At 72.7% G+C, this 25,054-nt stretch carries 22 protein-coding genes; 6 read left to right on the top strand and 16 right to left on the bottom strand.

From position 1 onward, the window contains the following. The first annotated feature begins 445 nt into the window (after nt 1-445). Nucleotides 446-802 carry a trypco2 family protein gene (locus tag DTB53_RS29740; RefSeq protein WP_012380371.1) on the top strand — a complete coding sequence of 119 codons (357 nt, stop codon included), beginning with the start codon at nt 446-448 and terminating at the stop codon, nt 800-802. Further along, on the top strand, nt 799-4,062 hold the full coding sequence (locus tag DTB53_RS29735; protein WP_012380370.1) for a serine protease: 3,264 nt from the start codon (nt 799-801) through the stop codon (nt 4,060-4,062). Before DTB53_RS29740 ends, DTB53_RS29735 begins: the two co-directional genes overlap by 4 nt. Before the next feature lie 122 nt (nt 4,063-4,184). Here the strand turns inward: DTB53_RS29735 and DTB53_RS29730 are convergent, their stop codons facing one another. After that, a complete protein-coding gene (locus tag DTB53_RS29730) occupies nt 4,185-6,713 on the bottom strand; it encodes an ATP-dependent Clp protease ATP-binding subunit (protein ID WP_012380369.1) in 2,529 nt (842 codons plus the stop codon). Nucleotides 6,714-7,163: 450 nt separating this feature from the next. Between DTB53_RS29730 and DTB53_RS29720 the strand changes: the two genes are divergently transcribed. Further along, complete coding sequence (locus DTB53_RS29720; RefSeq protein WP_012380368.1) at nt 7,164-7,766, top strand: SCO3374 family protein; 603 nt, start codon at nt 7,164-7,166, stop codon at nt 7,764-7,766. On the opposite strand, the gene DTB53_RS29715 is transcribed toward DTB53_RS29720, so the two are convergent. The 10 genes from DTB53_RS29715 to DTB53_RS29670 form a co-directional block, all read right to left on the bottom strand. Beyond that, on the bottom strand, nt 7,745-8,080 hold the full coding sequence (locus tag DTB53_RS29715) for a histone-like nucleoid-structuring protein Lsr2 (RefSeq protein ID WP_003968298.1): 336 nt from the start codon (nt 8,078-8,080) through the stop codon (nt 7,745-7,747). The genes DTB53_RS29720 and DTB53_RS29715 overlap by 22 nt on opposite strands. Before the next feature lie 144 nt (nt 8,081-8,224). Next, nucleotides 8,225-8,794, bottom strand: a complete 570-nt coding sequence (locus tag DTB53_RS29710; protein ID WP_003968296.1) for an amino-acid N-acetyltransferase — start codon at nt 8,792-8,794, stop codon at nt 8,225-8,227. A gap of 9 nt (nt 8,795-8,803) precedes the next feature. Further along, nucleotides 8,804-9,259, bottom strand: coding sequence for a BlaI/MecI/CopY family transcriptional regulator (locus tag DTB53_RS29705; protein WP_075025213.1), 456 nt, complete (start codon nt 9,257-9,259; stop codon nt 8,804-8,806). Between the two features lie 131 nt (nt 9,260-9,390). Next, nucleotides 9,391-9,570: a hypothetical protein gene (locus DTB53_RS29700; protein ID WP_003968294.1), complete on the bottom strand. Its 180-nt coding sequence runs from the start codon at nt 9,568-9,570 to the stop codon at nt 9,391-9,393. Between the two features lie 82 nt (nt 9,571-9,652). Next, a complete protein-coding gene (locus tag DTB53_RS29695; protein WP_003968293.1) occupies nt 9,653-10,237 on the bottom strand; it encodes a hypothetical protein in 585 nt (194 codons plus the stop codon). A gap of 162 nt (nt 10,238-10,399) precedes the next feature. Then, nucleotides 10,400-11,197: a type III pantothenate kinase gene (locus DTB53_RS29690; protein WP_003968292.1), complete on the bottom strand. Its 798-nt coding sequence runs from the start codon at nt 11,195-11,197 to the stop codon at nt 10,400-10,402. Continuing rightward, entirely contained in the window at nt 11,197-12,258 is a 1,062-nt protein-coding gene (gene nadC, locus DTB53_RS29685) for a carboxylating nicotinate-nucleotide diphosphorylase (RefSeq protein WP_003968289.1), read from the bottom strand. The genes DTB53_RS29690 and nadC overlap by 1 nt, the downstream gene beginning before the upstream one ends. 138 nt (nt 12,259-12,396) lie before the next feature. Continuing rightward, nucleotides 12,397-14,091, bottom strand: coding sequence for an L-aspartate oxidase (locus DTB53_RS29680; protein ID WP_012380364.1), 1,695 nt, complete (start codon nt 14,089-14,091; stop codon nt 12,397-12,399). Further along, nucleotides 14,088-15,107 (bottom strand): pantoate--beta-alanine ligase, encoded by a 1,020-nt coding sequence (panC, locus tag DTB53_RS29675; protein ID WP_012380363.1) that lies wholly within the window; start codon nt 15,105-15,107, stop codon nt 14,088-14,090. Before panC ends, DTB53_RS29680 begins: the two co-directional genes overlap by 4 nt. Further along, nucleotides 15,104-16,054 (bottom strand): Rossmann-like and DUF2520 domain-containing protein, encoded by a 951-nt coding sequence (locus DTB53_RS29670; protein ID WP_003968285.1) that lies wholly within the window; start codon nt 16,052-16,054, stop codon nt 15,104-15,106. The genes panC and DTB53_RS29670 overlap by 4 nt, the downstream gene beginning before the upstream one ends. Before the next feature lie 627 nt (nt 16,055-16,681). Here DTB53_RS29670 and DTB53_RS29660 point away from each other — a divergent pair. Continuing rightward, nucleotides 16,682-17,794, top strand: a complete 1,113-nt coding sequence (locus DTB53_RS29660; RefSeq protein ID WP_003968284.1) for a DUF5937 family protein — start codon at nt 16,682-16,684, stop codon at nt 17,792-17,794. A gap of 25 nt (nt 17,795-17,819) precedes the next feature. Here the strand turns inward: DTB53_RS29660 and DTB53_RS29655 are convergent, their stop codons facing one another. Further along, nucleotides 17,820-18,500, bottom strand: a complete 681-nt coding sequence (locus DTB53_RS29655; protein ID WP_003968283.1) for a response regulator transcription factor — start codon at nt 18,498-18,500, stop codon at nt 17,820-17,822. Between the two features lie 116 nt (nt 18,501-18,616). Further along, on the bottom strand, nt 18,617-19,819 hold the full coding sequence (locus DTB53_RS29650; protein ID WP_012380361.1) for a sensor histidine kinase: 1,203 nt from the start codon (nt 19,817-19,819) through the stop codon (nt 18,617-18,619). A 96-nt stretch (nt 19,820-19,915) separates the two neighbouring features. Between DTB53_RS29650 and DTB53_RS29645 the strand changes: the two genes are divergently transcribed. Beyond that, nucleotides 19,916-20,929, top strand: a complete 1,014-nt coding sequence (locus tag DTB53_RS29645) for an SAM-dependent methyltransferase (protein ID WP_012380360.1) — start codon at nt 19,916-19,918, stop codon at nt 20,927-20,929. Nucleotides 20,930-20,967: 38 nt separating this feature from the next. After that, nucleotides 20,968-22,110, top strand: coding sequence for an NADH-quinone oxidoreductase subunit D (locus DTB53_RS29640; protein WP_003968280.1), 1,143 nt, complete (start codon nt 20,968-20,970; stop codon nt 22,108-22,110). 6 nt (nt 22,111-22,116) lie between these two features. On the opposite strand, the gene DTB53_RS29635 is transcribed toward DTB53_RS29640, so the two are convergent. From DTB53_RS29635 to DTB53_RS29625, 3 genes are all read right to left on the bottom strand, one after another. Beyond that, complete coding sequence (locus DTB53_RS29635) at nt 22,117-23,247, bottom strand: hypothetical protein (protein WP_012380358.1); 1,131 nt, start codon at nt 23,245-23,247, stop codon at nt 22,117-22,119. A gap of 100 nt (nt 23,248-23,347) precedes the next feature. Further along, nucleotides 23,348-24,316: an ABC transporter substrate-binding protein gene (locus DTB53_RS29630; protein WP_012380357.1), complete on the bottom strand. Its 969-nt coding sequence runs from the start codon at nt 24,314-24,316 to the stop codon at nt 23,348-23,350. Between the two features lie 62 nt (nt 24,317-24,378). Next, nucleotides 24,379-25,053 carry an ABC transporter permease gene (locus tag DTB53_RS29625; protein WP_003968277.1) on the bottom strand — a complete coding sequence of 225 codons (675 nt, stop codon included), beginning with the start codon at nt 25,051-25,053 and terminating at the stop codon, nt 24,379-24,381. Nucleotide 25,054: the final 1 nt, after the last annotated feature.

The following is a 25,054-nucleotide window of genomic DNA, read 5'->3' as shown; positions in this document are numbered from 1 at the left end:
TCCTCCGAAGGTGAGTGGACCCGGCGTGCTGTCCGGGCTTGCTCCACCTTGGTAACCCGCACCCCCGCCAGTGCTCAAACACCCCATCTACGAAGAAAAGCCGTAGAGAGGGCAGGGGGAATTGACCGAAGTTGTCCCCCTGTGAGGGATCCTCCCGGGCGACGAAATCCCTCGCGCCGAACACGTTTAGCGCCTGTTCCGCAGCGCCCTTTCCGGACATGGCACCGCGAAACGGCCGTATCGCCCAGGATCGCGCCACGGCCTCCCGACGCCGGGCCGAAGGTCCCGCGGCGGGCCGCGGCACCTTCTCCTAGCCCGGGTAGTACCCCTGTTTCGGCCTGTGCGCCTTGTCACCGCCGGTGGGACCTCGGTCCGTCCGTTTCAGGACCTTCGACCCGCTACTTCACTACGCTGACGGGAAAGCGAACCGGACCCGGGGGGACCCATGACGGCCGAGAACACCCACGCACTGGACGGCGTCGAGCTCGCCGACGCCGTCGCGTCCATCCGCGACCAGCTCATCGAAGCGGCGACCCGGGCCACGGACCACCCGGTGTCCTTCGCGGTCGGCGACATCCAGATGGAGTTCACCCTCGAACTGCGCCGGGAGGCCAGGGCGGGCGGCAAGGTGAGGGCGTGGGTGGTCGAGGCGGGCGCGGACGCCGCGCACAGCACGGGCCGCACGCACAAGGTGGCCTTCACCCTGACCCCGCGCAACGCCGCAACGGGCGAGGCCTGGGAGATCGGGACGGAGGACGACGGGTCCACCGCGGGGTTCGGTGACGGGGCGGCGAGGCCGTGAGCGGGCCGCACCCCGCCGTCGCCCACCTCGCCGACCGCACGGTGGTCGTCTCCGGCGATCTCCAGGGCAGCGGGGTCCTGCTCACCGACCGGCAGGTCCTGACCTGCGCCCATGTGGTCAAGTCCGGCTCCGTCCTCATCGCCCACCCCGCGCTCCCGGACCGGATCAGGGCCACCGTCACCTGGATCGACTACCGGCTGGACGTGGCCCTGCTGGAGGCCACCGAGACGGTGCGGCCGGTCCCCCCGGCGCGGCTCGGCGTGCTGGACACCCGCGAGGCGATCCCCGGCTGCGAGATCACCGGCTTCCCGCGCGTGCAGCGCTACGGCGGCGTCCGCCGCAAGAGCCTGGAGGTGGACCAGTACACGGTGACCGTCCTGCCCATGGCCGGCCGGGTGCGCGACCTGCTGGTCTGCGACCTGGACAGCCCGCCCGCCGCCCGCCCGGACGACGAGCCCCCGCCCCTGTCCGGACTCTCCGGCGGTCCGGTCTTCGCCGGGGACATCCTCCTGGGCCTCGCCCGCCGGATTCCCCGGGAGCGCGGAGGCCGCCGCGTCGAGTGCGTACCGCTCGGCCCGGTCCTCGCGGCGGAGCGCTTCGTCCGGGCCTACCGCAGGACCGGCGCCCTGCTGCGGGAGGAGCGCGTCCACGGCAACTTCCCCCGGGACCTGCGGTACGAGGCGGAGTACGCGCAGGCCCTGGGCGTCGCCTACCGCCGTACGAAGATCTTCGGCCTCGACGAGCTGAGCCGGCACGACTCCGAGTGGGACCTGGACACCGCCTACCTCGGCCTGGAGGCGCAGGCCGAGGACCGGGCCGCCCCGGGCCAGCCCCTCCCCCAGCGCATCGACACCCTGCTGACCGACCGCCCCCGCGTCCTGCTGCGCGGCGAGGCGGGCGCGGGCAAGACGACGCTGCTGTGGTGGCTGGCTGCCCACGCCTCGGCCCGCACCCTGGACGAGGATTTGGCCCCACTGAACGGGCTGGTCCCCTTCGTGGTGCCGCTGCGCACCCTGCGGGCCCGCGGCGGCACGTTTCCCGGCCCCGCGGAGCTGACCGGCGCGGCGGGCCTGGTGGTCGACGCGGCCCCCCGGGGGTGGGCGGGCCGCGTCCTGGAGTCCGGCCGGGCGCTCCTGCTGGTGGATGGCCTCGACGAGGTGCCGCCGGAGGACCGCGAACAGGCGCACGACTGGCTGTCGCAGCTCCTGACCCGCTTCCCCGAGACCCGGTGCGTCACGACCGTGCGGCCGCTCGCCGTCGAGCAGGACTGGCTGCGCTCGGAAGGCTTCGCGGAGTTACGCCTGCTGCCGATGCGGAACGAGGACATCCAGGCGTTCGTCTCCTCCTGGCACCGGGCGGCCCGGCTGTCGGAGGAGGACGACGCCGAACGGCTGGACGGACTGGAGCGCGACCTCTCCCGCCAGTTCGAGCAGAACCCCACGCTCCGTGACCTGGCCCGTACGCCGCTGCTCTGCGCGGTGATCTGCGCCCTGCACCGCCGCCGCGACGGCTTCCTCCCGGAGACCCGCTGGCGGCTGTACCGCTCGGCCCTGGAGATGCTGCTGGGCAACCGCGACCACCGCCGGCGGATCGGCGACCCCGAGGGCGTCGAGCTGGACGTGGAGGAGCACACACAGCTGCTCCAGCGCATCGCGGTGTGGCTCGTCCGGGAGGGCCAGTCGGAGTTCACCCGCGACCAGGCCCTGCGCCAACTCGGCCGTGCGCTGGCGGGGATGGAACGGGTCAGGACCCAGGGGCCGCCCGAGAGGATCCTCACCCACCTGCTCAACCGCAGCGGACTGCTCCAGGAACGCGCCGAGGACACCTACCAGTTCATCCACCGCACCTTCCAGGACTACCTGGCCGCGAAGGAGCTGATCGAGGACGACCACCTCCACGAGCTGCTGCGGCACGCGGACGAGGAACCCTGGCAGGACGTGGTCCTGCTGGCGGCCGGCCACTGCGGCCGGCGCGAACTCGCGGTGCTGGTCGGCGGGTTGATGGATGTGGGCGAGGCGCACGCGAAGGGTTCCGCCCAGCGCACCACCCTGCACGTCCTCGCCGCCCTGTGCGCGCAGCACGCGGCCTGGCTGGACGGGCCGGTACGGGAGAGGGTCCGGGACACCGTGCAGGCGCTGTTCCCGCCCGCCGACGACGACCAGGTGCACGCGCTCGCCCGGCTCGGCGAATCGGCGCTGGCCTTCCTGCCCGCGCCCGGCAGCCTGGAGGCGGACGGCCCGCACGCCCGGCACGTGGTGCAGTTGCTCGGCAGGATCGGCGGCAGCGCGGCCATCCCGCACGCCCGGGAGTGGTCGGCGGCGCATCCGTCCGTGATCAGCCGCCTCGCGACGAACTGGTCCGCCTTCCCACCGGAGGAGTTCGCCGCCGGTGTGCTGGCCCACTACGACCTGACCGCGCACTTCGTACTGGCCCAGCGCGGCCAACTGGGCGCCCTGCGCCGCCTTCCGACCCTGAGACACCTCATCGTCTCCGGCGAACTGCCGCAGGACGAGCTCCGCGCGGCGCTCGCGGAACTCCGGCTGGAGGTTCTCTACCTCCATATGAACCCGCACATCACCGACCTCTCCGCGCTCGCCGCGCAGGCGGACACGCTCCAGCAGCTGGGGCTGGACACCTGCCCCGCGGTGCGGAGCCTCGCGCCCCTGGCCGCACTGCCCTCGCTCCTCGCGCTGAGCGTGGACGTGATGAGCCGGCCCGCCGATTTCCTGGCGCCGGTCACCGGTGTTCCGGCGCTGAACTATCTGGAGATCAGCCGCCTCGCGTCGGGCCAGGTGAGCCGGATCCCCGTCCATCCCGGGGTGCGGCACCTGAAGGTGAGCAGCGACCGCCCGGTGGCCCTGGACGGTCTCGCCGCCTGGGAGTCCCTCCGGGACCTCCAGGTCTCCCGGGCGATCTCGCTCGACGACGCGGTGGACGCGGTGCGGCGGCACGGCCGCATCACGCGGCTCAGGCTCGGCTCCACCTCCTGGAAGGGGCTGGTCTCCGACGACCGGCCGGTGCCCTCGCTCAGGGAGCTGACCATCACGGCCCCGCAGACCAGCGCGCACCTGGCGCTGCCCGGTCGGATCTTCCCCGGGCTCACCCATCTCACCCTGACCGCGCGCCGCGCTGACCCCGAGCTCGATCTGACGCCCCTGCTCGCGTCGCCCGATCTCCGGGTGACCGTCCGCAGGGGCCACACCCCGCTGCTCCTCGGCTGGGAGCAGCTGGGCGACCGGCTCAGGGTCCTCACCTACTGACCCGGGCCCCGGGGCCGGGACCTCCTGACCGCGCCTCGCCACCGAGAAGGAAAAGGGGCTGCCCCGGACCGGTACGGATACCGGTTCCGGGGCAGCCCCTCAGGTCGCGCCCTGCGTGCGCGTCACGCGTCCTTGGTGAGGTTCGGGCCGGCGCCGCCCGCCGCCTGCTCGATCGGCGGGACGTCGGGCAGAGCCGACTTCTCCTCGCCGCGGAAGGTGAACGTCTTGTCGTCACCCTCGCCCTCGGTGCCCACGACCACGATGTGACCGGGACGCAGCTCACCGAAGAGGATCTTCTCGGAGAGGACGTCCTCGATCTGCCGCTGGATCGTCCGGCGCAGCGGCCGGGCGCCCATCACGGGGTCGTAGCCCTTCTTCGCGAGCAGCGTCTTGGCCTCGCCACTGAGCTCGATGCCCATGTCGCGGTCCTTGAGACGCTCGTCGACCTTGGCGAGCATGAGGTCGACGATCTGGATGATGTCTTCCTCGGTCAGCTGGTGGAAGACGACCGTGTCGTCGACACGGTTGAGGAATTCCGGCCGGAAGTGCTGCTTGAGCTCCTCGTTGACCTTGGTCTTCATCCGCTCGTAGTTCGTCTTGACGTCGCCCTGGGCGGCGAATCCCAGGTTGAAGCCCTTCGAGATGTCCCGGGTCCCGAGGTTGGTCGTCATGATGATGACCGTGTTCTTGAAGTCCACGACCCGACCCTGGGAGTCGGTCAGGCGACCGTCCTCCAGAATCTGGAGCAGGGAATTGAAGATATCGGGGTGGGCCTTCTCGACCTCGTCGAAGAGGACGACGGAGAACGGCTTGCGGCGCACCTTCTCGGTGAGCTGCCCGCCCTCCTCGTAGCCCACGTAGCCGGGGGGCGAACCGAAGAGACGGGAAACCGTGTGCTTCTCGCTGAACTCCGACATGTCGAGGGAGATCAGGGCGTCCTCGTCGCCGAAGAGGAATTCGGCGAGCGTCTTGGAGAGCTCGGTCTTACCGACACCGGAGGGGCCGGCGAAGATGAACGAGCCGCCGGGGCGCTTCGGGTCCTTCAGGCCGGCCCGCGTACGGCGGATCGCCTGCGAAAGGGCCTTGATGGCGTCCTTCTGCCCGATGACGCGCTTGTGGAGTTCGTCCTCCATGCGCAGCAGACGGGAGGACTCCTCCTCCGTCAGCTTGAAGACCGGGATTCCGGTGGCCGTGGCCAGGACTTCGGCGATGAGCTCGCCGTCGACCTCGGCGACGACGTCCATGTCGCCGGCCTTCCACTCCTTCTCCCGCTTGGCCTTCGCCGCCAGCAGCTGCTTCTCCTTGTCGCGGAGGGAAGCCGCCTTCTCGAAGTCCTGGGAGTCGATGGCCGACTCCTTGTCGCGGCGGACGCCCGCGATCTTCTCGTCGAACTCGCGGAGGTCCGGCGGCGCGGTCATCCGGCGGATGCGCATGCGGGATCCGGCTTCGTCGATCAGGTCGATCGCCTTGTCCGGCAGGAAGCGGTCCGAGATGTACCGGTCCGCCAGCGTCGCGGCCTGGACGAGGGCCTCGTCCGTGATGGAGACCCGGTGGTGGGCCTCGTAGCGGTCGCGCAGCCCCTTGAGGATCTCGATGGTGTGCGGCAGCGACGGCTCCGCGACCTGGATGGGCTGGAAGCGGCGCTCGAGAGCGGCGTCCTTCTCCAGGTGCTTGCGGTACTCGTCGAGCGTGGTGGCACCGATGGTCTGGAGCTCACCGCGCGCCAGCATGGGCTTCAGGATCGAGGCCGCGTCGATGGCGCCTTCCGCGGCACCCGCGCCGACGAGCGTGTGGAGCTCGTCGATGAACAGGATGATGTCGCCGCGGGTGCGGATCTCCTTGAGGACCTTCTTCAGGCGCTCCTCGAAGTCACCCCGGTACCGGGAGCCGGCGACCAGGGCGCCGAGGTCCAGGGTGTAGAGGTGCTTGTCCTTGAGGGTCTCGGGCACCTCGCCCTTGACGATCGCCTGGGCCAGGCCCTCGACGACCGCCGTCTTGCCGACGCCGGGCTCGCCGATGAGGACCGGGTTGTTCTTGGTCCGGCGGGACAGCACCTGCATGACCCGCTCGATCTCCTTCTCGCGCCCGATGACCGGGTCGAGCTTGGACTCACGAGCGGCCTGGGTGAGATTCCGGCCGAACTGGTCGAGCACCAGGGACGTGGAGGGCGTGCCCTCGGCGGGACCGCCTGCGGTGGCCGCCTCCTTGCCGCCCGAGTACCCGGAAAGCAGCTGGATGACCTGCTGCCGGACCCGGTTCAGGTCGGCGCCCAGCTTCACGAGGACCTGGGCGGCGACGCCCTCGCCCTCGCGGATCAGGCCGAGCAGGATGTGCTCGGTGCCGATGTAGTTGTGGCCCAGCTGAAGGGCCTCGCGGAGCGACAGCTCCAGGACCTTCTTGGCTCGCGGGGTGAAGGGGATGTGCCCGGACGGAGCCTGCTGGCCCTGCCCGATGATCTCCTCCACCTGCTGGCGGACCGCCTCGAGCGAAATCCCGAGGCTCTCCAGGGCCTTAGCGGCGACACCCTCACCCTCATGGATCAGGCCCAGGAGAATGTGCTCGGTGCCGATGTAGTTGTGGTTGAGCATCCGGGCTTCTTCCTGAGCCAGGACGACAACCCGCCGCGCGCGGTCGGTGAACCTCTCGAACATCGTTAATCGCTCCTCAGAGCGGTCGGTCAGTGAGGGGTCGGTCCCCTCCCAGTCCTTCCGCATGCTAGTCCCGCAGGACGGGACAGCTCATTCCAACTGCCGACATCCGTCCGGATCACCCCGCGCCGGGCGGGGATTCTTACTGCCGAACAGCTGACAACTGCTCCAACCCGATGGTGCGAGACGATGTTCCCGCAGGCCAGGCAGATACCCCTTTCGCCAGTACGCCGATGGCGAACGTGAGACGTCTCGGCCGGCGTGTCGCCCCTTCCCACTAGGAAAGTCTTACCCGCAATCACCGACAGTCCATGCGGCGCGCCCCGGTTCCCTCCGCTACGGGCGAACAACCTTGCGCTGCCGAACGCTCTCGCGCGCCCCCACGGCCGGGACTGAACGTGACACCCCGGGAACCCTCCGTAACCCCGGCGGGGGTCGGGCGGTTCACCGGACATGTCTCCCACCGTCCCCCCGCCCCGATCGTCCCCCGACGCCGTGCCGGGTTCGGCCGATGCCGCACTCGCTCAGCGGTACGCGAGGGAGCTGGGCTGGACCACCGCGGGGCGGGCTCCGCTGCGACTGCTCACGGGGGCGGTCTTCGATGTGCTGGAGCTGCCGGCCGAGGCCGGCCGCGCCGTGCTGCGGCGCGGGGTGCGCACCGGCCCCGTGCTGCTGTCCGGTACGCGGATGGGGCTGCTGGTCGCCGCGGGCGGGGCCGATGAGCTGCCGGGGCTGCTCGACTGGCTGGAGTGGGGCCCGGTCGCGCTGGACCTGACCGCCGTGGGCGCGGGGGGCCGTGTCACGGCCCCGCCTCTCCCCGGCGCCCCGGGGGACTCGCCGGGGGCCGCTGTCTGGTTGCGGCCCCCAGAGCCGAGGCGTGCGCCCGAGAGCGTGCTGCCGGCCCTCTCGGGCCTCGGGAGCAGCGGTGGGGATGCCCCCGATCTCGTACGCCTGGTGGACGCCGCGGCAACCGAATGCCATCGGGTCCGACTGTCACGCCCCCGTTCCGGGGCGCGGACAAGGGGTGGAACGGATCAGCCGTTGGCCTTCTCGTAAGCCTCGCGGATCTCGGCGGGAACGCGGCCGCGGTCATTCACATTGTGGCCGTTCTCCCGGGCCCACCGGCGGATTTCCGCGGTGTCCTTGTTACCCCCGGCCACGGCGCGGCCCTTGCCACGGCCCGTGGCGGCGCGGCCACCGGTGCGACGTCCACCCTTGGTGTAGGGCTCGAGAAGGCCGCGAAGCTTGTCCGCGTTGGCCGTGGTGAGGTCGATCTCGTACGTCTTGCCGTCAAGGGCGAACGTGACGGTCTCATCGGCCTCGACGCCGTCGAGGTCATCGACAAGAAGGACCTGAACCTTCTGTGCCACGGGATTTCCTTTCATCGAAAATGGAGTACGCGGAAAGGAAACCGCTTTTCCCTCGAAAACACAAACCCCCTGCAGAGGTTCAGCAGCCCGAGAAGACGGGAAACGTGCGCGATTCGGACATAGGGTTGCAGGTCCTTCTGCAGATCACAGGTGCAGAAGCATCCGGCTGTTGCCCAAGGTGTTCGGCTTCACTCGTTCGAGACCGAGGAACTCTGCGACACCCTCGTCGTACGAACGCAGGAGCTCACTGTAGACATCGGTGTCAACAGGCGTCTCCCCGATCTCGACGAAGCCGTGCTTCGCGAAGAAGTCCACTTCGAAGGTGAGACAGAAAACCCTGCGGACACCGAGCCATCGCGCGGTCTGCAAGAGCTTGTCCAGTACGTGATGCCCGACTCCCGCACCCCTGATCCGGGGGTCGACGGCGAGGGTTCGCACTTCCGCCAGGTCTTCCCACATGACATGAAGTGCGCCGCAGCCGATGACCGCGGCGTCCTCGTCGCGTTCCGCGACCCAGAACTCCTGGATGTCCTCGTAAAGGGTGACGGTCGCTTTGTCGAGCAGGATGCCCCCGGACACGTAGCCGTCGAGGAGTCGTCGTACGGACGCGACATCACTCGTCCTCGCCCGGCGGACAGTGATGGCGGGCTTATTTACCGACGGGTCGGTATGGAGTTCGGTATCCGGATCGTTTTGCGGCTGCTCTGAGGACATGCCCCGACGCTATCTCCCGCTCTCCGGCGGCACGTCATCGGCCGGGGCCTCATCTCTGGTGGCGCCGGCGGTCGGTTCCGCGGGGTTGCCGGGGGTTTCGGTGAGGTTGGGGGAAACCATGCGAACAGCGTCCTGGAGCGCCTCGCGCTGTTCGGCGGACATCATGCCGAAGAACGCGACAAGCGCGGCGGCGGGGTTGTCACTGCGCGACCACGCTTCGTTCATCAGTGCGGCCGAGTAGGCGGCCCGGGTGGAGACGGCCGTATATCGATAGGCCCGGCCGTCGACTTCCCTGCGGACCCAGCCCTTCTGATGGAGATTGTCCATTACCGTCATCACGGTCGTGTAGGCGATGGACCGATCCTGCTGAAGGTCCTCAAGGACTTCCCGCACGGTGACCGGTCGGTTCCATTGCCAGACGCGTGTCATCACGGCGTCTTCGAGGTCTCCCAATGGGCGGGGCACGGGATCACCTTAGTGCCAGATGTCCCGAATGTTCTCGTATTTACGCAGCGAAAGAGCGCACGGCTCCGACGAGCCGTGCGCTCCGGGACGCGCTTCGGGGGGATCGTGGGGCGGGCGGACCGCTCGCGCGATCAGACATTCTCCGGACGAGCGGTCTGCTTCACCGTTTCCGCGCGGGCGAGCGCCGCGTCCACCACGGCGTCCTCCTTGGTCTTGTTCGGACCGCCCTGGCTCTTGACGATGATCACGATCAGGGCGATGAAGAAGACGGCCATCACCACGGGGGGCACGAGCGCGGATACGTAGTCCATGCCGTCCAGGGTAGCGAGCCCGGAACGGCCCGACGCGGCGACCTCCCGGTGGGAGTCCGCCGCGTCGGACGCCGTACGGAGGTCAGCCGGCCGCCCGCTCCTCGGACGGCGGGGGCGCGGGACGGCGGCGCGGCGGGAAGACCTCGGAGGGCTTGGGCATCGGACGGTCGCCGGGCTTGCGCGGCCGGTCCGGGGCGGCGGGGGCCCCGGGCCGGTCCGGTTCCCGGTCGGCGGCGCGACCGCCGGGCAGGGCGAGCAGCCGGCTGCGGGGCCCGGGGGCGGTGAGCCCCGCGGAGCGCCCGGCCAGCCTGGCCCGCACCGAGCGCTCGGCGAGCACCTGGCAGCGCTCCAGGAGGGCCGCGGCGAGCCGCCCGCCGCGCAGGGCCCGCAGGGCGGCCAGATCGTCCGGGCGGGGGTCGTAGCCGGCCGCCAGGGCGTCCTGGAGCAACTCCAGGTAGCCGGCGGCGGAGCCGGGAAGGGCGTCGCGGTAGCGGGCGAGGTCGGCGAGGAGGAACGCTCGCAGCCGACCCGCCTCGCCTACCGCCTCGTCCACGGAGCCGGCGAGCCGCAGGCAGTCCTGGACGTCCTCGTCGGACAGGGGCATGGGGTGGAGGGCGATGGCGAGGGCACGTCGGAGCACCCGCAGCTCGTCCGCGCTGAACGCCATGCCGCCTCGTGAACCGTAGGGCGTGGGCATGACGCGACAATACGTGCTAAATGGACAAAATCCGTTTAACTGGTCGTCGGTGGCGCGGCGCACCCCGACGGCGTACCGGGCCGCGCCCCCGGCCGTCGCCGCAGGTGCCGCCCGGTCGCGGCGGGGCGCCGCCTACGCGCGGGAGACGTTCCGCTCGTAGACCAGGCGCAGCCCGATGAGCGTCAGCCACGGCTCGTGCTCGTCGATGACCGAGGACTCCCCCAACACCATCGGAGCAAGGCCGCCCGTCGCGATGACGGTGACGTCGTCCGGGTCGGCGGCCAGCTCCTTCTTCATCCGGGCCACCACCCCGTCGACCTGGCCCGCGAAGCCGTAGACGATGCCGGACTGCATGGCCTCGACGGTGTTCTTGCCGATGACGCTGCGCGGCCGGGCCAGCTCGATCTTGCGGAGCTGGGCGCCCTTGACGCCGAGTGCCTCGACCGAGATCTCGATGCCGGGGGCGATCACCCCGCCGGTGTACTCGCCGCGCGGGGAGACCGCGTCGAAGGTGGTGGCGGTGCCGAAGTCGACGACGATCGCCGGACCCCCGTACAGCTCGACGGCGGCGACCGCGTTGATGATGCGGTCCGCGCCGACCTCCTTGGGGTTGTCCATGAGGATCGGCACGCCCGTCTTGACCCCGGGCTCCACCAGGACGGCGGGGACGTCGCCGTAGTAGCGGCGGGTGACCTCGCGCAGTTCGTGCAGGACCGAGGGGACGGTGGCGCAGATCGCGATGCCCTCGATGCCGTCGCCCAGCTCCATGCCGAGCAGCGGGTGCATGCCCATCAGCCCCTGGAGCAGGACGGCCAGCTCGTCGGCGGTGCGGCGGGCGTCCGTGGAGATCCGCCAGTGCTCGACGATCTCCTCGCCGTCGAACAGGCCGAGGACCGTGTGCGTGTTGCCGACGTCGATGGTGAGCAGCATCAGGCGTCGGCCCCGTCGGTGGCGGCGGCGTCGCGGAAGTCCAGGCCGATGTCGAGGATCGGCGAGGAGTGGGTGAGCGCCCCGACCGCGAGGTAGTCGACGCCGGCGTCGGCGTAGGCGCGGGCCGAGTCGAGGGTCAGCCGGCCCGAGGACTCCAGGATCGCCCGGCCGGCGACGAGGGCGACGGCCTCGGCGGTCTCGGCCGGGGTGAAGTTGTCCAGCAGGATCAGGTCGACGCCCGCGTCCAGCACCTCGCGGACCTGCTCCATCGTGTCGACCTCGACCTCGATGGGCAGCTCGGGGAACTCGGCGCGGACCCGCTTGAAGGCCTCGGCCACGCCGCCCGCGGCGATCACGTGGTTGTCCTTGACCAGCGCCGCGTCGGAGAGCGACATCCGGTGGTTGACGCCGCCGCCGCAGCGCACCGCGTACTTCTCCAGCGCGCGCAGGCCCGCGGTCGTCTTGCGGGTGTCGCGGACCTGGGCCTTGGAGCCCTCCAGCACGTCCGCCCAGGCACGGGTGGCGGTCGCGATGCCCGAGAGGCGGCAGAGCAGGTTCAGCGCGCTGCGCTCGCCGGTCAGCAGGTCGCGGGTGCGGGTGGTGACGGTCAGCAGCTTCTCGCCGGGGGCGACCCGGTCGCCGTCCTCGACGTGCCGCTCGACCTCGAACTCCTCGGTGCAGACGATCGACAGGACCGCCTCGGCGACCCGGAGCCCGGCCACCACGCCCGCCTCGCGGGCGGTGAAGTCCCCGGTGGTCACGGCGTCCTCGGGGACGGTCGCCACGGTCGTGACGTCCACCCCGCCGTCGAGGTCCTCCTCGATCGCCACATGGGCGACGTCCTCGACCTGGACGGGGTCGAGTCCCGCCCGGGCCAGCAGCAGGGCGAGCGCGGGGTCCAGGCCGCACTCCAGGTCTTCGGGGTCGAATCCCTCGTCACCGCCGCAGCCGCAGCCGTCGCCGCAGCCGCCTCCCGCCGGTGCGGAGGACGCGGGCGCGCCGACGCTGATCAGCGGTACGTCCACGGGTGTGGGGCGCGGATTCTCTTCGGGCGTGCTCACGGTGACGGCTCCTCGGGGCGTGGCGGGTGGTGCGGGTAGGGCGGGTGTTTCTCGTGTGCTGCCGGTGCCGCCCTGTGGTGTCCGGCGGTGCGGCCCCCACAGGGCGGTCCGCGTGCGGCTGCTTCCCGGCCAGTCTGCTCAATCCGACGGGCGTACGGGTGGGAACGCGGCGGTCTCCGTACGGTGGACGACCGGGGTGCGGTCCGGTGCGATACGGACGACCAGGTGGCGGCGGCCGTGGGCGTCGTCGCGGTCGGGCCGGTCCTCGCGCCAGTGGCAGCCGCGGGTCTCCTCGCGGTCCCGGGCGGCGGCGACCAGGACGCGGGACACCAGGAGCAGGTTGGCGACCTCCCAGGCGTCGACCCCGGGGACGACCGCCTTGGCGCCGCTCGCTCCCTCCGCGTCGGCGGCGGCGTCGCGGTGCAGGGCCTCCAGCTCCTCGGCGGCGGCGGCCAGGCTGTCGGCGGAGCGCAGGACTCCGGCGCCCCGGGTCATGGCGCGCTGGATCGCCGCACGGGTCTCGGGGGCCGGCAGCGGGACGGGGGCGTCCCACGCCCCGGGGCCGTTCGCCGGTTCGGTGCGGGACGGGCGGGCCTCGGCGATGTCGGCGGCGATGCGCTCGGCGAAGACCAGGCCCTCCAGGAGGGAGTTGGACGCGAGGCGGTTGGCCCCGTGCACCCCGGTGCAGGCGACCTCGCCGCAGGCGTACAGGCCGGGGACGGTGGTGCGGCCCCGCAGGTCGGTGCGGACGCCGCCGGAGGCGTAGTGCGCGGCCGGGGCGACCGGGATCGGCTCGGTCACCGGGTCGATGCCGTGGGAACGGCAGGCGGCCAGGATGGTGGGGAAGCGCTGCTCCCACATGGCCGCCCCGAAGTGCCGGGCGTCGAGGTACATGTGCTCGGCGCCCCGGTCGAGCATCCGGCGGGTGATCGCCTTGGCGACGATGTCGCGGGGGGCCAGCTCGGCCAGCTCGTGCTGGCCGAGCATGAAGCGGACGCCGTCGCCGTCGACGAGGTGCGCGCCCTCGCCGCGTACGGCTTCGGAGACCAGCGGCTGCTGGCCCTCGGAGTCGGCGCCGAGGAACAGCACGGTGGGATGGAACTGGACGAACTCCAGGTCGGAGACCTCCGCCCCGGCCCGCAGCGCGAGCGCCACCCCGTCGCCGGTGGAGACGGGCGGGTTGGTGGTGGCGGAGAACACCTGGCCCATGCCGCCGGTGGCCAGGACGACCGAGGGGGCCCGGACCGCGCCGACGCCGTCGTGCTGGCCCTCGCCCATGACGTGCAGCGAGACGCCCGCCGTACGGCCTTCGGCGTCCGTGAGCAGGTCCAGGACGAGCGCGTTCTCGATGGTGTGCAGGGCGGCCTCGCGGACCGCGCCGACCAGGGCGCGGGAGATCTCCGCGCCGGTCGCGTCGCCGCCCGCGTGGGCGATGCGGCGGCGGTGGTGGCCGCCCTCGCGGGTCAGCGCGATGTCCCCGCTGTCGGTGGTGTCGAAGTGCGCGCCGGTGCTGATCAGCCGGCGGACGGCGTCGGGGCCCTCGGTGACCAGGGTGCGCACGGCCGCCTCGTCGCAGAGGCCCGCGCCCGCGACGAGGGTGTCGTCGAGGTGCTGCTCGGGGGTGTCGCCCTCGCCGAGCGCCGCGGCGATGCCGCCCTGGGCCCAGCGGGTCGAGCCGTCGTCCAGGCGGGCCTTCGTGACGACGACGGTGTCCAGACCGGCGGCGGCGCAGCGCAGCGCGGTGGTCAGCCCGGCGACGCCGGAGCCGACCACCACGACGTCCGCGTCGATGGCCCAGCCGGGGGCGGGGGCGGTCAGCCGTATTCCGGTCACGTCAGGGCTCCGAAGGTGAGGGGGATGTTGTCGATGAGGCGGGTGTCGCCGACCCGGGCCGCGACGGCGAGGATCGCCTCCCCGCTCTCGCGGTCGTCCGGGATCTCGGTGAAGTCCGCCGGGTCCACCAGGGCCAGGTAGTCGAGGGCGAGCGGCGCCCGGTCCCGGGCGGCGGCCTCCTCCAGCACCGTCCGCGCGGCGGCCCGGACGGCGGCGGGCGCCCCGCCCGGCCGGACCAGCGCGACGGCCTGGGCGTCGGCGGCGGCGCGGGCCTCGCCCAGCCTGTTGAGTCCCGCGGCCCGGTCGCCGCCGGGCGCGGTGGCCCGGGCCCGCTCGTGCAGGGCCTGCTGGGCGGCGAGCCGGTCGCGGGCCGCGAACAGGGCGCGGGGCAGGGCGAGCGCGGTGTGCCGCTCCGGCGGGGAGAGGAAGCGGTTGCGGCTGGAGAGCGCCAGGCCGTCCGCGTCGCGGACGGTGGGGACGCCGGTGATCCGGACGCCGAAATTCAGGTCCCGGACCATGCGGCGGATCAGGGCGAGCTGCTGGGCGTCCTTCTGCCCGTAGAACGCCTCGTCGGGGCGGGTGAGGTGGAGGAGCTTGGCGACGACGGTGAGCATCCCGTCGAAGTGCCCGGGGCGGGCCGCGCCTTCGAGTCGCTCGCCCATGGGGCCCGCGGTGATCCGGACCTGGGGCTCGCCGCCGGGGTAGACCTCGTCCACGCCGGGGGCGAAGACCGCGTCGGCCCCCGCGGCGGCGGCGACCTCCAGGTCGGCGTCCAGGGTGCGCGGATAGCGGTCCAGGTCGGCCGCCTCGCCGAACTGGAGCGGGTTCACGAAGACGGTGGCCACGACCTGTCCGTCCGGGCCGGCCGCCGCGCGGGCGGCCCGGATCAGGGCGGCGTGGCCCTGGTGGAGCGCGCCCATCGTCATGACGACGGCCCGCTCGGCCCCGGCGGGGCGGGACAGCGCGTCCAGCTCGGCGGCGGTGCGCAGGAGGGCGGGCCGGGCCGTGCGGGTCATCGGGGCTCCCCCGTTCCGGAGCCGCCCGGGCGGCGCTCCTGGTCGGCCAGGGCGACGAGGAGGTCCTCGGCCAGCTCGGCCTTGAGCAGGCCGTGGGCGAGCGCCCGGTCGGCCGTGGCGCGGGCCATCGCGATGTATCCGGCGACCGCCTGCGGGGCGTGCGCGCGCAGCTCGCCGATGTGCGCGGCGACCGTGCCGGCGTCACCCCGGGCGACCGGGCCGGTCAGCGCGGCGTCGCCGGAGCGCAGGGCGTTGTCCAGGGCCGCGCCGAGCAGCGGGCCGAGCATCCGGTCGGGGGCCGCGACCCCGGCCTTGGCCAGCAGCTCCATCGACTGGGCGACCAGGGTGACCAGGTGGTTCGCGCCGAGGGCGAGGGCCGCGTGGTAGAGCGGGCGGGACTCCTCGGCGATCCACTCCGGCTCACCGCCCATCTCGATGACCAGGGCCTCGGCGGCGAGCCGCAGCTCCTCGGGGGCGGTGACGCCGAAGGAGCAGCCCGCGAGCCGCTGCACGTCGACGCCGGTGCCGGTGAACGTCATCGCCGGGTGCAGCGCGAGCGGCAGGGCCCCGGCCCGCAGCGCGGGGTCCAGGACCCCGGCCCCGTACCGCCCGGAGGTGTGGACGAGCAGCTGGCCCGGCCGCACGGCGCCGGTCTCGGCGAGGCCCTCGACCAGGGTGGGCAGCACGTCGTCGGGGACGGTCAGCAGCACCAGCTCGGCCCGGGCCAGCACCTCGGCGGGCTCGACCAGGGGAACGTCGGGGAGCAGGGCCGCGGCGCGGCGGCGGGAGGCGTCGGAGACGCCGGAGACGGCGACCGGGCGGTGCCCGGCGAGCCGGAGCGACGCGGCGAGGGCGGGCCCGACCCGGCCCGCGCCGACGACGCCGACCGTGAGGCGGGCGGGGCGGTCCCTCGCGTCGAGGGGTTCCTTCGAAACTGATGCGTTCACGCGGCGACGGCCTTCCGTTCCAGTCCGCGGGGGGTACCGGACGATTTCTCTGCATGCTACGCCAGCGTTTCGGGGAAGCACTTCCACTGCCCACAGGCTGTGGATAACTTCGCGGGCCGGGCGGAACCCGGCGGGCGCCGACGGCGAAGATCCGGGTGAGGATCGTCCCACGGGGACGGTGGATGAGCCGGAGCGGCGGCGGCGCGGGGCGACCGCGTGGCGGGGCGGTGGGGCGGGACTGCCCGGCCTCGGGGCCGCGCCGGAACGGCCCTCCCCGGGTTCACAGGCCGGTTTCCGGCCCCGGGTTCCGGCCCCGAACGCCGGACGGGCCGAGTGTGCCGGGTGTGCCGTACGGACCGGGTGTACCGGTCCGACCGGCCTCGCCGGGCTGCCGGTCCCGCCGGAGGCTCCGGTACAGGTCGCGCAGGACCGAGCGGTCGTGGCGCCCCGGCGGCGGAGGCGCGGGCCGCGACAGCCGGGCCGCGCGGTGGAGGTCGAGAAGATGCTGCTGGGTGGCGTTCACGCGGCCCAGCCTGTGCTGGTCACGGCGGCATCGCGCGCGGATTGACGACCCCCGTCAAATGAAGCGACGGCCCATCCGCGTACCCCCACTATGGAGAGGTGAGCGTGCACATAGACATCGCGGGGCTCCCCGCCGACCGCGTCGTTTTCGCGACCTCCCCGCTGGCCGAGCTGGGCCTCGCCCTGCACGCGCTCTCCGAGCCCGGCCACCATCCGGGGCTGCACGGCTGGGCCACCGCGACCGCGACGGCCCTGGAGCCCGACCTCGCGGACCGGCTCCTGGAGGCGGAGTTCCTCTGGCGGAACACCTTCTCCGACGTGTTCATGCCGTTCTCCGGGATCCGGGGCGGTGACGGCACGACCGGGGCGACGCTCGCCGAGGACCTGGACCTGCTGGACAAGCTGGACGACGAGCGGTTCGTCGCCGCGGCCCTGGAGTTCACCTGCGCCGGCCACTACGGGGCCGGCTCGCCGTCACCCCTGGACGACGCGGGGATGCGGGGCCGCGCCCTGGACCTGGCGGCGGCGCGCGGCCCGCAGCAGATGGACTTCACCCGGCGGCTGCTGGCCGACCCCGCCTCCGTGCGCGGCTGGATCCGGCGCCTCTTCGAGGACTGCGACCAGGCGTTCTTCGCCGACACCTGGCGCCGGGTCTCCGTCCAGCTGGTCGCCGACGCCCGGCACAAGACGGAGTTGCTGCGGCGCAAGGGGCTGGCCGACGCGGTCGGGGCGGTGTCGGCCGCCGTGACGCTGGACGAGGACGCGGGCCGGATCAACGTGGACAAACTGTCCGAGGGCCGGACCACCGCCGTGGACCCGGGTGTCGGCCGGGGCCTGACGCTCATCCCGACCAGCTTCGGCTGGCCGCATCTGATGGTGCTGCACGCTCCGGGCTGGCGGCCGGTGATCCACTACCCGGTCCATCTGCCCGACCTGCCGGCGCCCGCCTCCGTGGAACAGCTCCAGCTGCGCCTGGAGGCGCTGGCCCACCCGATGCGGATGCGGCTCTGCCGCAACCTGGCCCGCTCCCCGTACACCACCGGCGAGCTGGCCGACTCCAACGGGATCACCTCCCCCGAGGTCTCCCGCCACCTCTCCGTGCTCAAGAAGGCGGGCCTGGTCACGACGCGCCGCCGGGGCCGCTACGTCCTGCACCAACTGGACCTGACGGTCGTCGCCCGGCTCGGCAGCGACTTCCTGGAGGGCGTCCTGCGCTGAGCCGCCCCGGCCGCCGCCGCGTCGTTCAGCCCGCGCCGCCGCCGGCCCGCACCAGACCGGTCTCGTAGGCGAGGACGACGACCTGCACCCGGTCGCGGAGGTTCAGCTTGGTGAGGATCCGGCCGACGTGCGTCTTGACCGTGGCCTCGGAGAGCACCAGCCGGGCCGCGATCTCCCCGTTGGAGAGGCCCTGGGCGACCAGGAGCATGACTTCCCGCTCCCGCTCGGTGAGCTTGCCGACGTGCTTGTTCTTCGGCTCCTTGTCGCCGCTGGGCAGCATCGGCGAGAAGCGGTCGAGCAGCCGGCGGGTGGTGGACGGGGCGACGACCGCGTCGCCGCTGTGCACCGAGCGGATCGCCGCGAGCAGTTCGGCGGGCGGCACGTCCTTGAGCATGAAGCCGCTGGCCCCCGCCTTCAGCCCGGAGAAGGCGTACTCGTCGAGGTCGAAGGTGGTCAGGATGAGCACCTTCGGCGGGTCCTGCTGCGCGCAGATGCGACGGGTCGCCTCGACGCCGTCCAGCCGGGGCATGCGGACGTCCATCAGGACCACGTCGACGGCGGTGGACCGCAGGATCTCGATCGCCTCCGCCCCGTCCCCGGCCTCGGCCACGACCTCCATGTCGGGCTGGGCCGCGAGCACCATCCGGAAACCGGTCCGCAGCAGCACCTGGTCGTCGACGAGCATCACGCGGATGGCCGTGGTCATGGGGATCGTGTCCTGTCCTGGGGTCGTCGTGATCGTCGTGGCGCCGGGGTCGCCCGGGCGTCGGGGTCGTGGTGCTGGGCGTGGTGCTCGTGGCGGAGGGGGCAGGAGGGGCGGGGTCAGCCCGGGGGCTTCAGCGGCAGCAGGGCGCTGATCCGGAACCCCCCGCCGGGCCGGGGCCCCGCGTCCAGGGTGCCGCCGACCATGCCGACCCGCTCCCGCATCCCGATCATCCCGTGCCCGGCGCCGTCCGCGCCGCCGTCCTCGTACAGCTCGTGCGCCGCGCCCCGGCCGTCGTCCTCGATCAGCAGCCCGAGGCCGTCGTCGAAGTAGACCAGCCGGACGCTGGCCCCGGCGTCGGGCCCGCCGTGCTTGCGGGTGTTGGTCAGGGCCTCCTGGACGACCCGGTACGCGGTCAGCTCCACGCCGCTGGGCAGCGGGCGGGGCGTGCCCTCCACCTTGAAGTCGACCGTCAGTCCGGTCTGCCGCACCTGCGCGACCAGGTCCTCGATCTGCTCCACATCGGGCTGGGGGACGTACTCCCCGCTCTCCGGGGCGTCACCGGTCCGCAGCACACCGAGCAGCCGCCGCATCTCCGCGAGCGCCTGGCGGCCGGTGCTGGAGATGGTCTCCAGGGCCTGCCTGGCCTGGTCGGGGGCGGCGTCCATGACATAGGCGGCGCCGTCGGCCTGGACGACCATCACGGACACGTTGTGCGCGACGACGTCGTGCAGCTCGCGGGCGATCCGGGCCCGCTCGGCGGCGACCGCGACCTTGGACTGCGCCTCCCGTTCCCGCTCCAGCCGGGCGGCCCGCTCCTCCAGCTGGTCGAAGTAGGCCCGCCGGGTCCGCAGCGAGTCCCCGAGCACCCAGGCCAGCACGAACGGCACGGTCATGATGATCGTCACGAAGACCACCTGGGCCCAGGAACCCCCGGGCTCGGCCTCCCACCGCAGCTGGGACAGGGCCGCCGCGCTCAGGCTGCAGACCAGGGCGAGCCGGGACGCCCAGCGCTCCCCGATCGTGGCGACGGTGTAGGTGATGACCAGCATCGCGAAGTCCCCGATGCCGGGCCTGACGTCGAACACCAACTGCACGAGGCCCACCAGGATGGCGAGCAGCAGCATCTTCTCCGGGGCCCTGCGGCGCAGCGCCACCACGGTGGAGAGCCCCAGCGCGACCGGAACCGCGACGATCTCCTCGCGCCCGGCGTCGTACATGCCCGACACCATCGACACGCCGGAGAGCCCGAGGAGGAAGACGGCCCAGAAGACGTCGACGCCCGTCGGGTGTCTGCGGATGAAATCGTAGAGGCGCTGCACGTAACCCAGCGTAGGGACAGCGGATCGGTGCCCGGGTCAACCGGAGGGCCGATCCGGGTCCCGGGACCGTACTCCCCAAGGTGGAGACTTGGCCAGGTGACGGACGAGTGGCGCGGTTGGCGGGAGGCGGCTCAGGCCGCTCTGTACGGGGACGAGGGCTTCTATCGCAGCCCGTCGCGGAGCCCGCGGGGGCCGGCGGGCCACTTCCGTACGTCGGTCCACGCCTCGCCCCTCTTCGCGGCGGCGGTGGCCCGGCTGCTGACCGGAACGGCGCGGGAGCTGGGCACCGGCACGGTCGCCCTGGTCGACGTCGGGTCGGGGCGGGGCGAGTTGCCGACCGGGGTCCTGGCGGCGCTGGACGCGCTGCCCTGGCGGCCGGACGTGACCGCGTACGCCGTCGAGGTCGCCGCCCGGCCGCCCGGCCTGGACCCCCGGATCGAGTGGTGCGCGCAGCCGCCCGAGGGGGTCACCGGGCTGCTGTTCGCCAACGAGTGGCTGGACAACGTTCCGGCCGAGGTGGCGGAGGCGGACCCGGACGGCGTCCCCCGGTACGTCCGGGTGCGGGCCTCGGACGGCGCCGAGCGCCTCGGCGAGCCGGTGAGCGGGGCGGACCTGGCGTGGCTGGAGCGCTGGTGGCCGCTGACCGCGCCGGGCGAGCGGGCGGAGATCGGCCGGACCCGGGACGCGGCCTGGGCGCGGGCGGTCGGCTCCCTGACCGCCGGTCTCGCGGTGGCGGTGGACTACGCGCATGTGCGGGGCGCCCGGCCGCCCTTCGGGACGCTGGCCGGGTTCCGGGACGGGCGCGAGGTGCGCCCGGTGCCGGACGGCTCGTGCGACCTGACCGCGCACGTGGCGCTGGACGCCTGCGCGGCGGCGGTGGCGGCGGCGGTGCCGGGGGCGGGCGCCGAGCTGACCGATCAGCGGGCGGCGCTGCGCCGGCTGGGCGTCGGCGGCGGCCGGCCGCCGATCGGCCTGGCCGCGACCGACCCGGCGGGTTATGTGCGGGCCCTGGCGTCCGCGGGGGAGGCGGCGGAGCTGACCGCGCGCGGCGGACTCGGCGACTTCGGCTGGCTGCTGCACCGGGTGGGGCTGCCGGCCCCGCCCCCGTGACCCCCGCCGCCGACCCCGGTCAGGGAATACTGTCCCGCATGACGGAGACGACGATCGGCATCGGCGGAGCGGCGGAGAGCACCGACATGGTGCTGAACATCGGTCCCCAGCACCCCTCGACGCACGGGGTCCTCCGGCTGCGGATCGTGCTGGACGGCGAGCGCGTCCAGCACGCGGAGCCGGTCATCGGCTACATGCACCGGGGCGCGGAGAAGCTCTTCGAGGCCCGCGACTACCGGCAGATCATCATGCTCGCCAACCGGCACGACTGGCTCTCCGCGTTCTCGAACGAGCTGGGCGTGGTGATGGCCGTCGAGCGGATGCTCGGCATGGAGGTCCCCGAACGCGCCGTGTGGACGCGGACGCTGCTCGCCGAGCTGAACCGGGTCCTCAACCACCTGATGTTCCTCGGCTCCTACCCCCTCGAACTCGGCGGCATCACCCCGGTCTTCCACGCCTTCCGGGAGCGCGAGGAGCTCCAGGCGGTGATGGAGGAGGTCTCCGGCGGACGGATGCACTACATGTTCAACCGGGTCGGCGGGCTCAAGGAGGACGTCCCGGCGGGCTGGGCCGGCCGGGTCCGCGACGCCGTCGCCTCCGTCCGCTCCCGCATGGACGTGTACGAGAACCTCGTCCTCGGCAACGAGATCTTCCGGGGCCGTACGCGCGACGTGGGCGTGCTGTCCGCCGCGGCGGTGCACGCGTACGGGGTGTCGGGGCCCATCGCCCGCGCCTCGGGCGTCGACTTCGACCTGCGGCGCGACGAGCCCTATCTCGCGTACGGGGAGCTGCGGGACACCCTGAAGGTGGTCACCCGGACCGAGGGCGACTGCCTGGCCCGCTTCGAGTGCCTGCTGGAGCAGACCCTCAACTCCCTGGACCTGGCGGACGCCTGCCTGGACCGGATGGCCCACCTGGCGCCGGGGCCGATCAACCAGCGGCTGCCCAAGGTGCTCAAGGCCCCCGAGGGCCACACCTACGCCTGGACGGAGAACCCGCTCGGCGTCAACGGCTACTACCTGGTCTCCAAGGGCGAGAAGACGCCCTACCGGCTGAAGCTGCGCTCCGCGTCGTTCAACAACATCCAGGCGCTCACCGAACTGCTGCCGGGCACCCTGGTCGCCGACATGGTGGCGATCCTGGGCTCGCTGTTCTTCGTCGTGGGCGACATCGACAAGTAGGGGTCCTCAGACCGCGCCGCGCAGTTCCGCCACCTCGATCTGCTCGGTCTCGTCGTGCGCGGTGAGGTCGATGACCTTGCCCACGGCCCGGTTGTCGACGGCTCCCGTGCGGTGGGCCGCGAGCGCCTCCTCGCCGACGACGTCCGCGAGGTCCTCGTTCTGCACGGACTCGATCGCGGCGTTCACCTTCTGGGCGTTCGCGGCGCTGTGGGCGTTCGCGGCACTCTGGCCGTTCTGGGCGTGCTGGCCGTTCTGGGCGCCGAAGAAGTCGAAGTTGCCCTGGGGTGCCGGGTTGCGGCGCGCGGCGTACGGGACGACGGCGGACGCGGCCGGAATCGCGCGCGGCACGGGCACCGGCGCGACGGAGGCCGGGGCCTGCGCGCTCGGGAGCGCCGGGGCGGGCACGGGGGTGGCGGGGCGGCGGAGCTGCTCGTCCCGTTGCCCGCCCGGCCCGGGGGCCGCCGCGTGCTTCCCCCGCGGGCCCTCGCCCTCCGTGTCCTGGTGCCGGTCCTCGTCCTGGTGCCGGTCCTCGACGGCGGCCTGGCGCCGCCGGACCGCCTCCACCGTCCTGCGGGTCTCCTGGAGGGCCGCGTTGCGCGTGAGGTTCATCAGGGCCTCGTCCGCGCGCCGGTACGACTCGGGGGTCGGCGTGGACCGTGCGGGCAGCAGCTCCTTGGGGGCCGCGGCCTCGATGGCGAGCTGCCTGCGGCCCTCCAGCGCGCTGGCCCGCTCGGTCTCGGCGTTGGCGTAGCGGCGGAGCAGTCCGGCGTGCTCACCGCGCAGCCCGGCGAGCTCGACGCGCTTGCGGCGGAGCTTGGTCTCCAGCCGGGTGCGCAGCTCGCGCGACTCCTCCAGATCCTGCTCCAGCTCGGCTATCCGCTCCTCGGCCCGCCACTCGTCACCGGCGCGGGCCCGGGTCAGCTCGGCGACCCGCAGCCCCGCCGCCCGGTCCCAGCTGCGCATCAGATACGCGCCGGTGACGGCGGCGGCCGCCACGGCGGCCACCAGGCCGCGCAGGACCAGGGGTTCGGTCAGGAGCCAGGCGCCGGCGGCACCGACGACCGACACTCCCGCCACCACGGAGGGGGGCAGGATTCTGTGGAGGGGTGGCGAATGGCGGTGGCGTCCACGTGGCATGGCCTGAAATTTACCGTGTGTACGCGCCACTTGGGGGCCGGTCGGCAATCTGTTCTCCGCCGGTTACCTCACGGCCCCCGAAATGCCCTCCGTCCGAGCCCTACTTCTCGATCAGCCCCTTCGTCTCCAGATACTCCTTGGCCACATCGGCGGGCTTCGCGCGCTCGGCGTCGACCTTGCGGTTCAGCTCCGCGAGATCCTCCGTGGTGAGCGCGTCGGTGAGCTTTCCGAGCGCGGCGGCGATCTCCGGGGAGCCCGCGTCCTTGGCGTTGAGGACCGGCAGGACGTTGTCGGCGTTCTGCAGCTTCTTGTCGTCCTCCAGGAAGACCAGCCCGTCCAGCACCGCGTCCGTGGTCGTCGTCAGGACCAGCTGGACCTTGCCGTCGCGGACCGCCTGCTTGGACTGCGGGGTGCCGACGCCCTTGGGGTCGATACCGGTGACGTCGATGCCGTACGTCTTCTTCAGACCGGGTGCGCAGAACGGCCGCACCTCGCACTCGTCGCCCGCCGCGATCTTCACCTCGAGCTTCGACTTCCCGAGATCGGAAAGGGTCGTGAGCTTGTTCTTCTCGGCGAATTCCTTCGAGACCGCGAAAGCGTTCTGGTCGACGGCCTTCCCGGCCGGGAGCACCTTGAGGCCCAGCGGGCCCGCGAGCTTCTCCAGCGCGGCGACCGTGGCGTCGGCGTCAGGGGATGCGAGGGGGGTGCTCTGGGCCTTCTCCGCCCCGTTCACCTTGGCGTTGAGGAATTCGGTGATCGTCGCGGCGTATTCGGGGACGACGTCGATCTCGCCCTTCTCCAGCGAGGGCTCGTACAGCTCGCGGTTCTTCACCGTGGTGATCGAGGTGTCGTACCCGGCGTCGCCGAGGATCTGCGCGTACAGCTCGGCGAGCACCTTGGACTCGGTGAAGGAGGCCGAGCCGACGACGAGGGAGCCCTTCTCGCTGCCGCCGCCCGAGGAGCCGGAGCCCTTCTCCTGCTCCAGGCTGTCGCCGCCGCAGGCCGCCAGCGACCCTGCCAGGGCGACCACGCCGATGACCGCTCCGGCTATGCGCGAGGTTCTGCTCATGTCTGTTCTCCGTCCGAACCGAAAAGGATGACCAAAGGAAGTCGAGGGGGCCGCCCGGCCCGTCACACGGTCCGGCGGCGGCGCAGCGGTGAGAGCACCCGGTCCAGCGCCACCAGCGCCCCCTCCACCAGCAGGGCCAGCGCGGCGACCAGGATCGCGCCCGCGAAGACCTGGGCGGTGTCATAGGTGTTGAACCCGGCGGTGATGATCCGGCCGAGACCGCCGAGGCCCACCATCGCGGCGATCGACGCGGTGGCCACGACCTGGACGGCGGCGGACCGCAGCCCGGTCATGATCATCGGGTAGGCGAGCGGCAGCTCGACCCGGACGAAGAGTTGCCCGCCCGACATCCCCATGCCGCGCGCGGCCTCCACCACGGCTCGGTCCACCTCCCGCATCCCGACGTAGGCGTTGGTCAGCAGCGGCGGCACCGCGAACAGCACCAGCGCGATGATCGTGGGCCAGTAACCTGAGTTGCGCAGGGGGGTGAGCATGAACAGGGCGAGCACCGCGAAGACCGGGACGGCCCGCCCCACGTTGGAGATGTTCACCGCGAGCGCTCCGCCCCTGCCGACGTGCCCCAGATACAGGGCGAGCGGCAGGGCTATCGCGCAGGCCACCGCGAGGGCGACCCCGCTCACGTACAGATGCTCGCCGAGCCGGTGCGCGGCCCCGCCGTCGCCCGACCAGTTGGCCCCGGTGGTGAGCCAGGTCCAGGCGTCGCCGATGACTCCCACG

Source organism: Streptomyces griseus (genome assembly GCF_900460065.1).
Taxonomy (GTDB): Bacteria; Actinomycetota; Actinomycetes; order Streptomycetales; family Streptomycetaceae; genus Streptomyces; species Streptomyces griseus.
The sequence above is the reverse complement of the archived record's forward strand: the minus strand, read 5'-3'. Positions and strand labels throughout refer to the sequence as shown.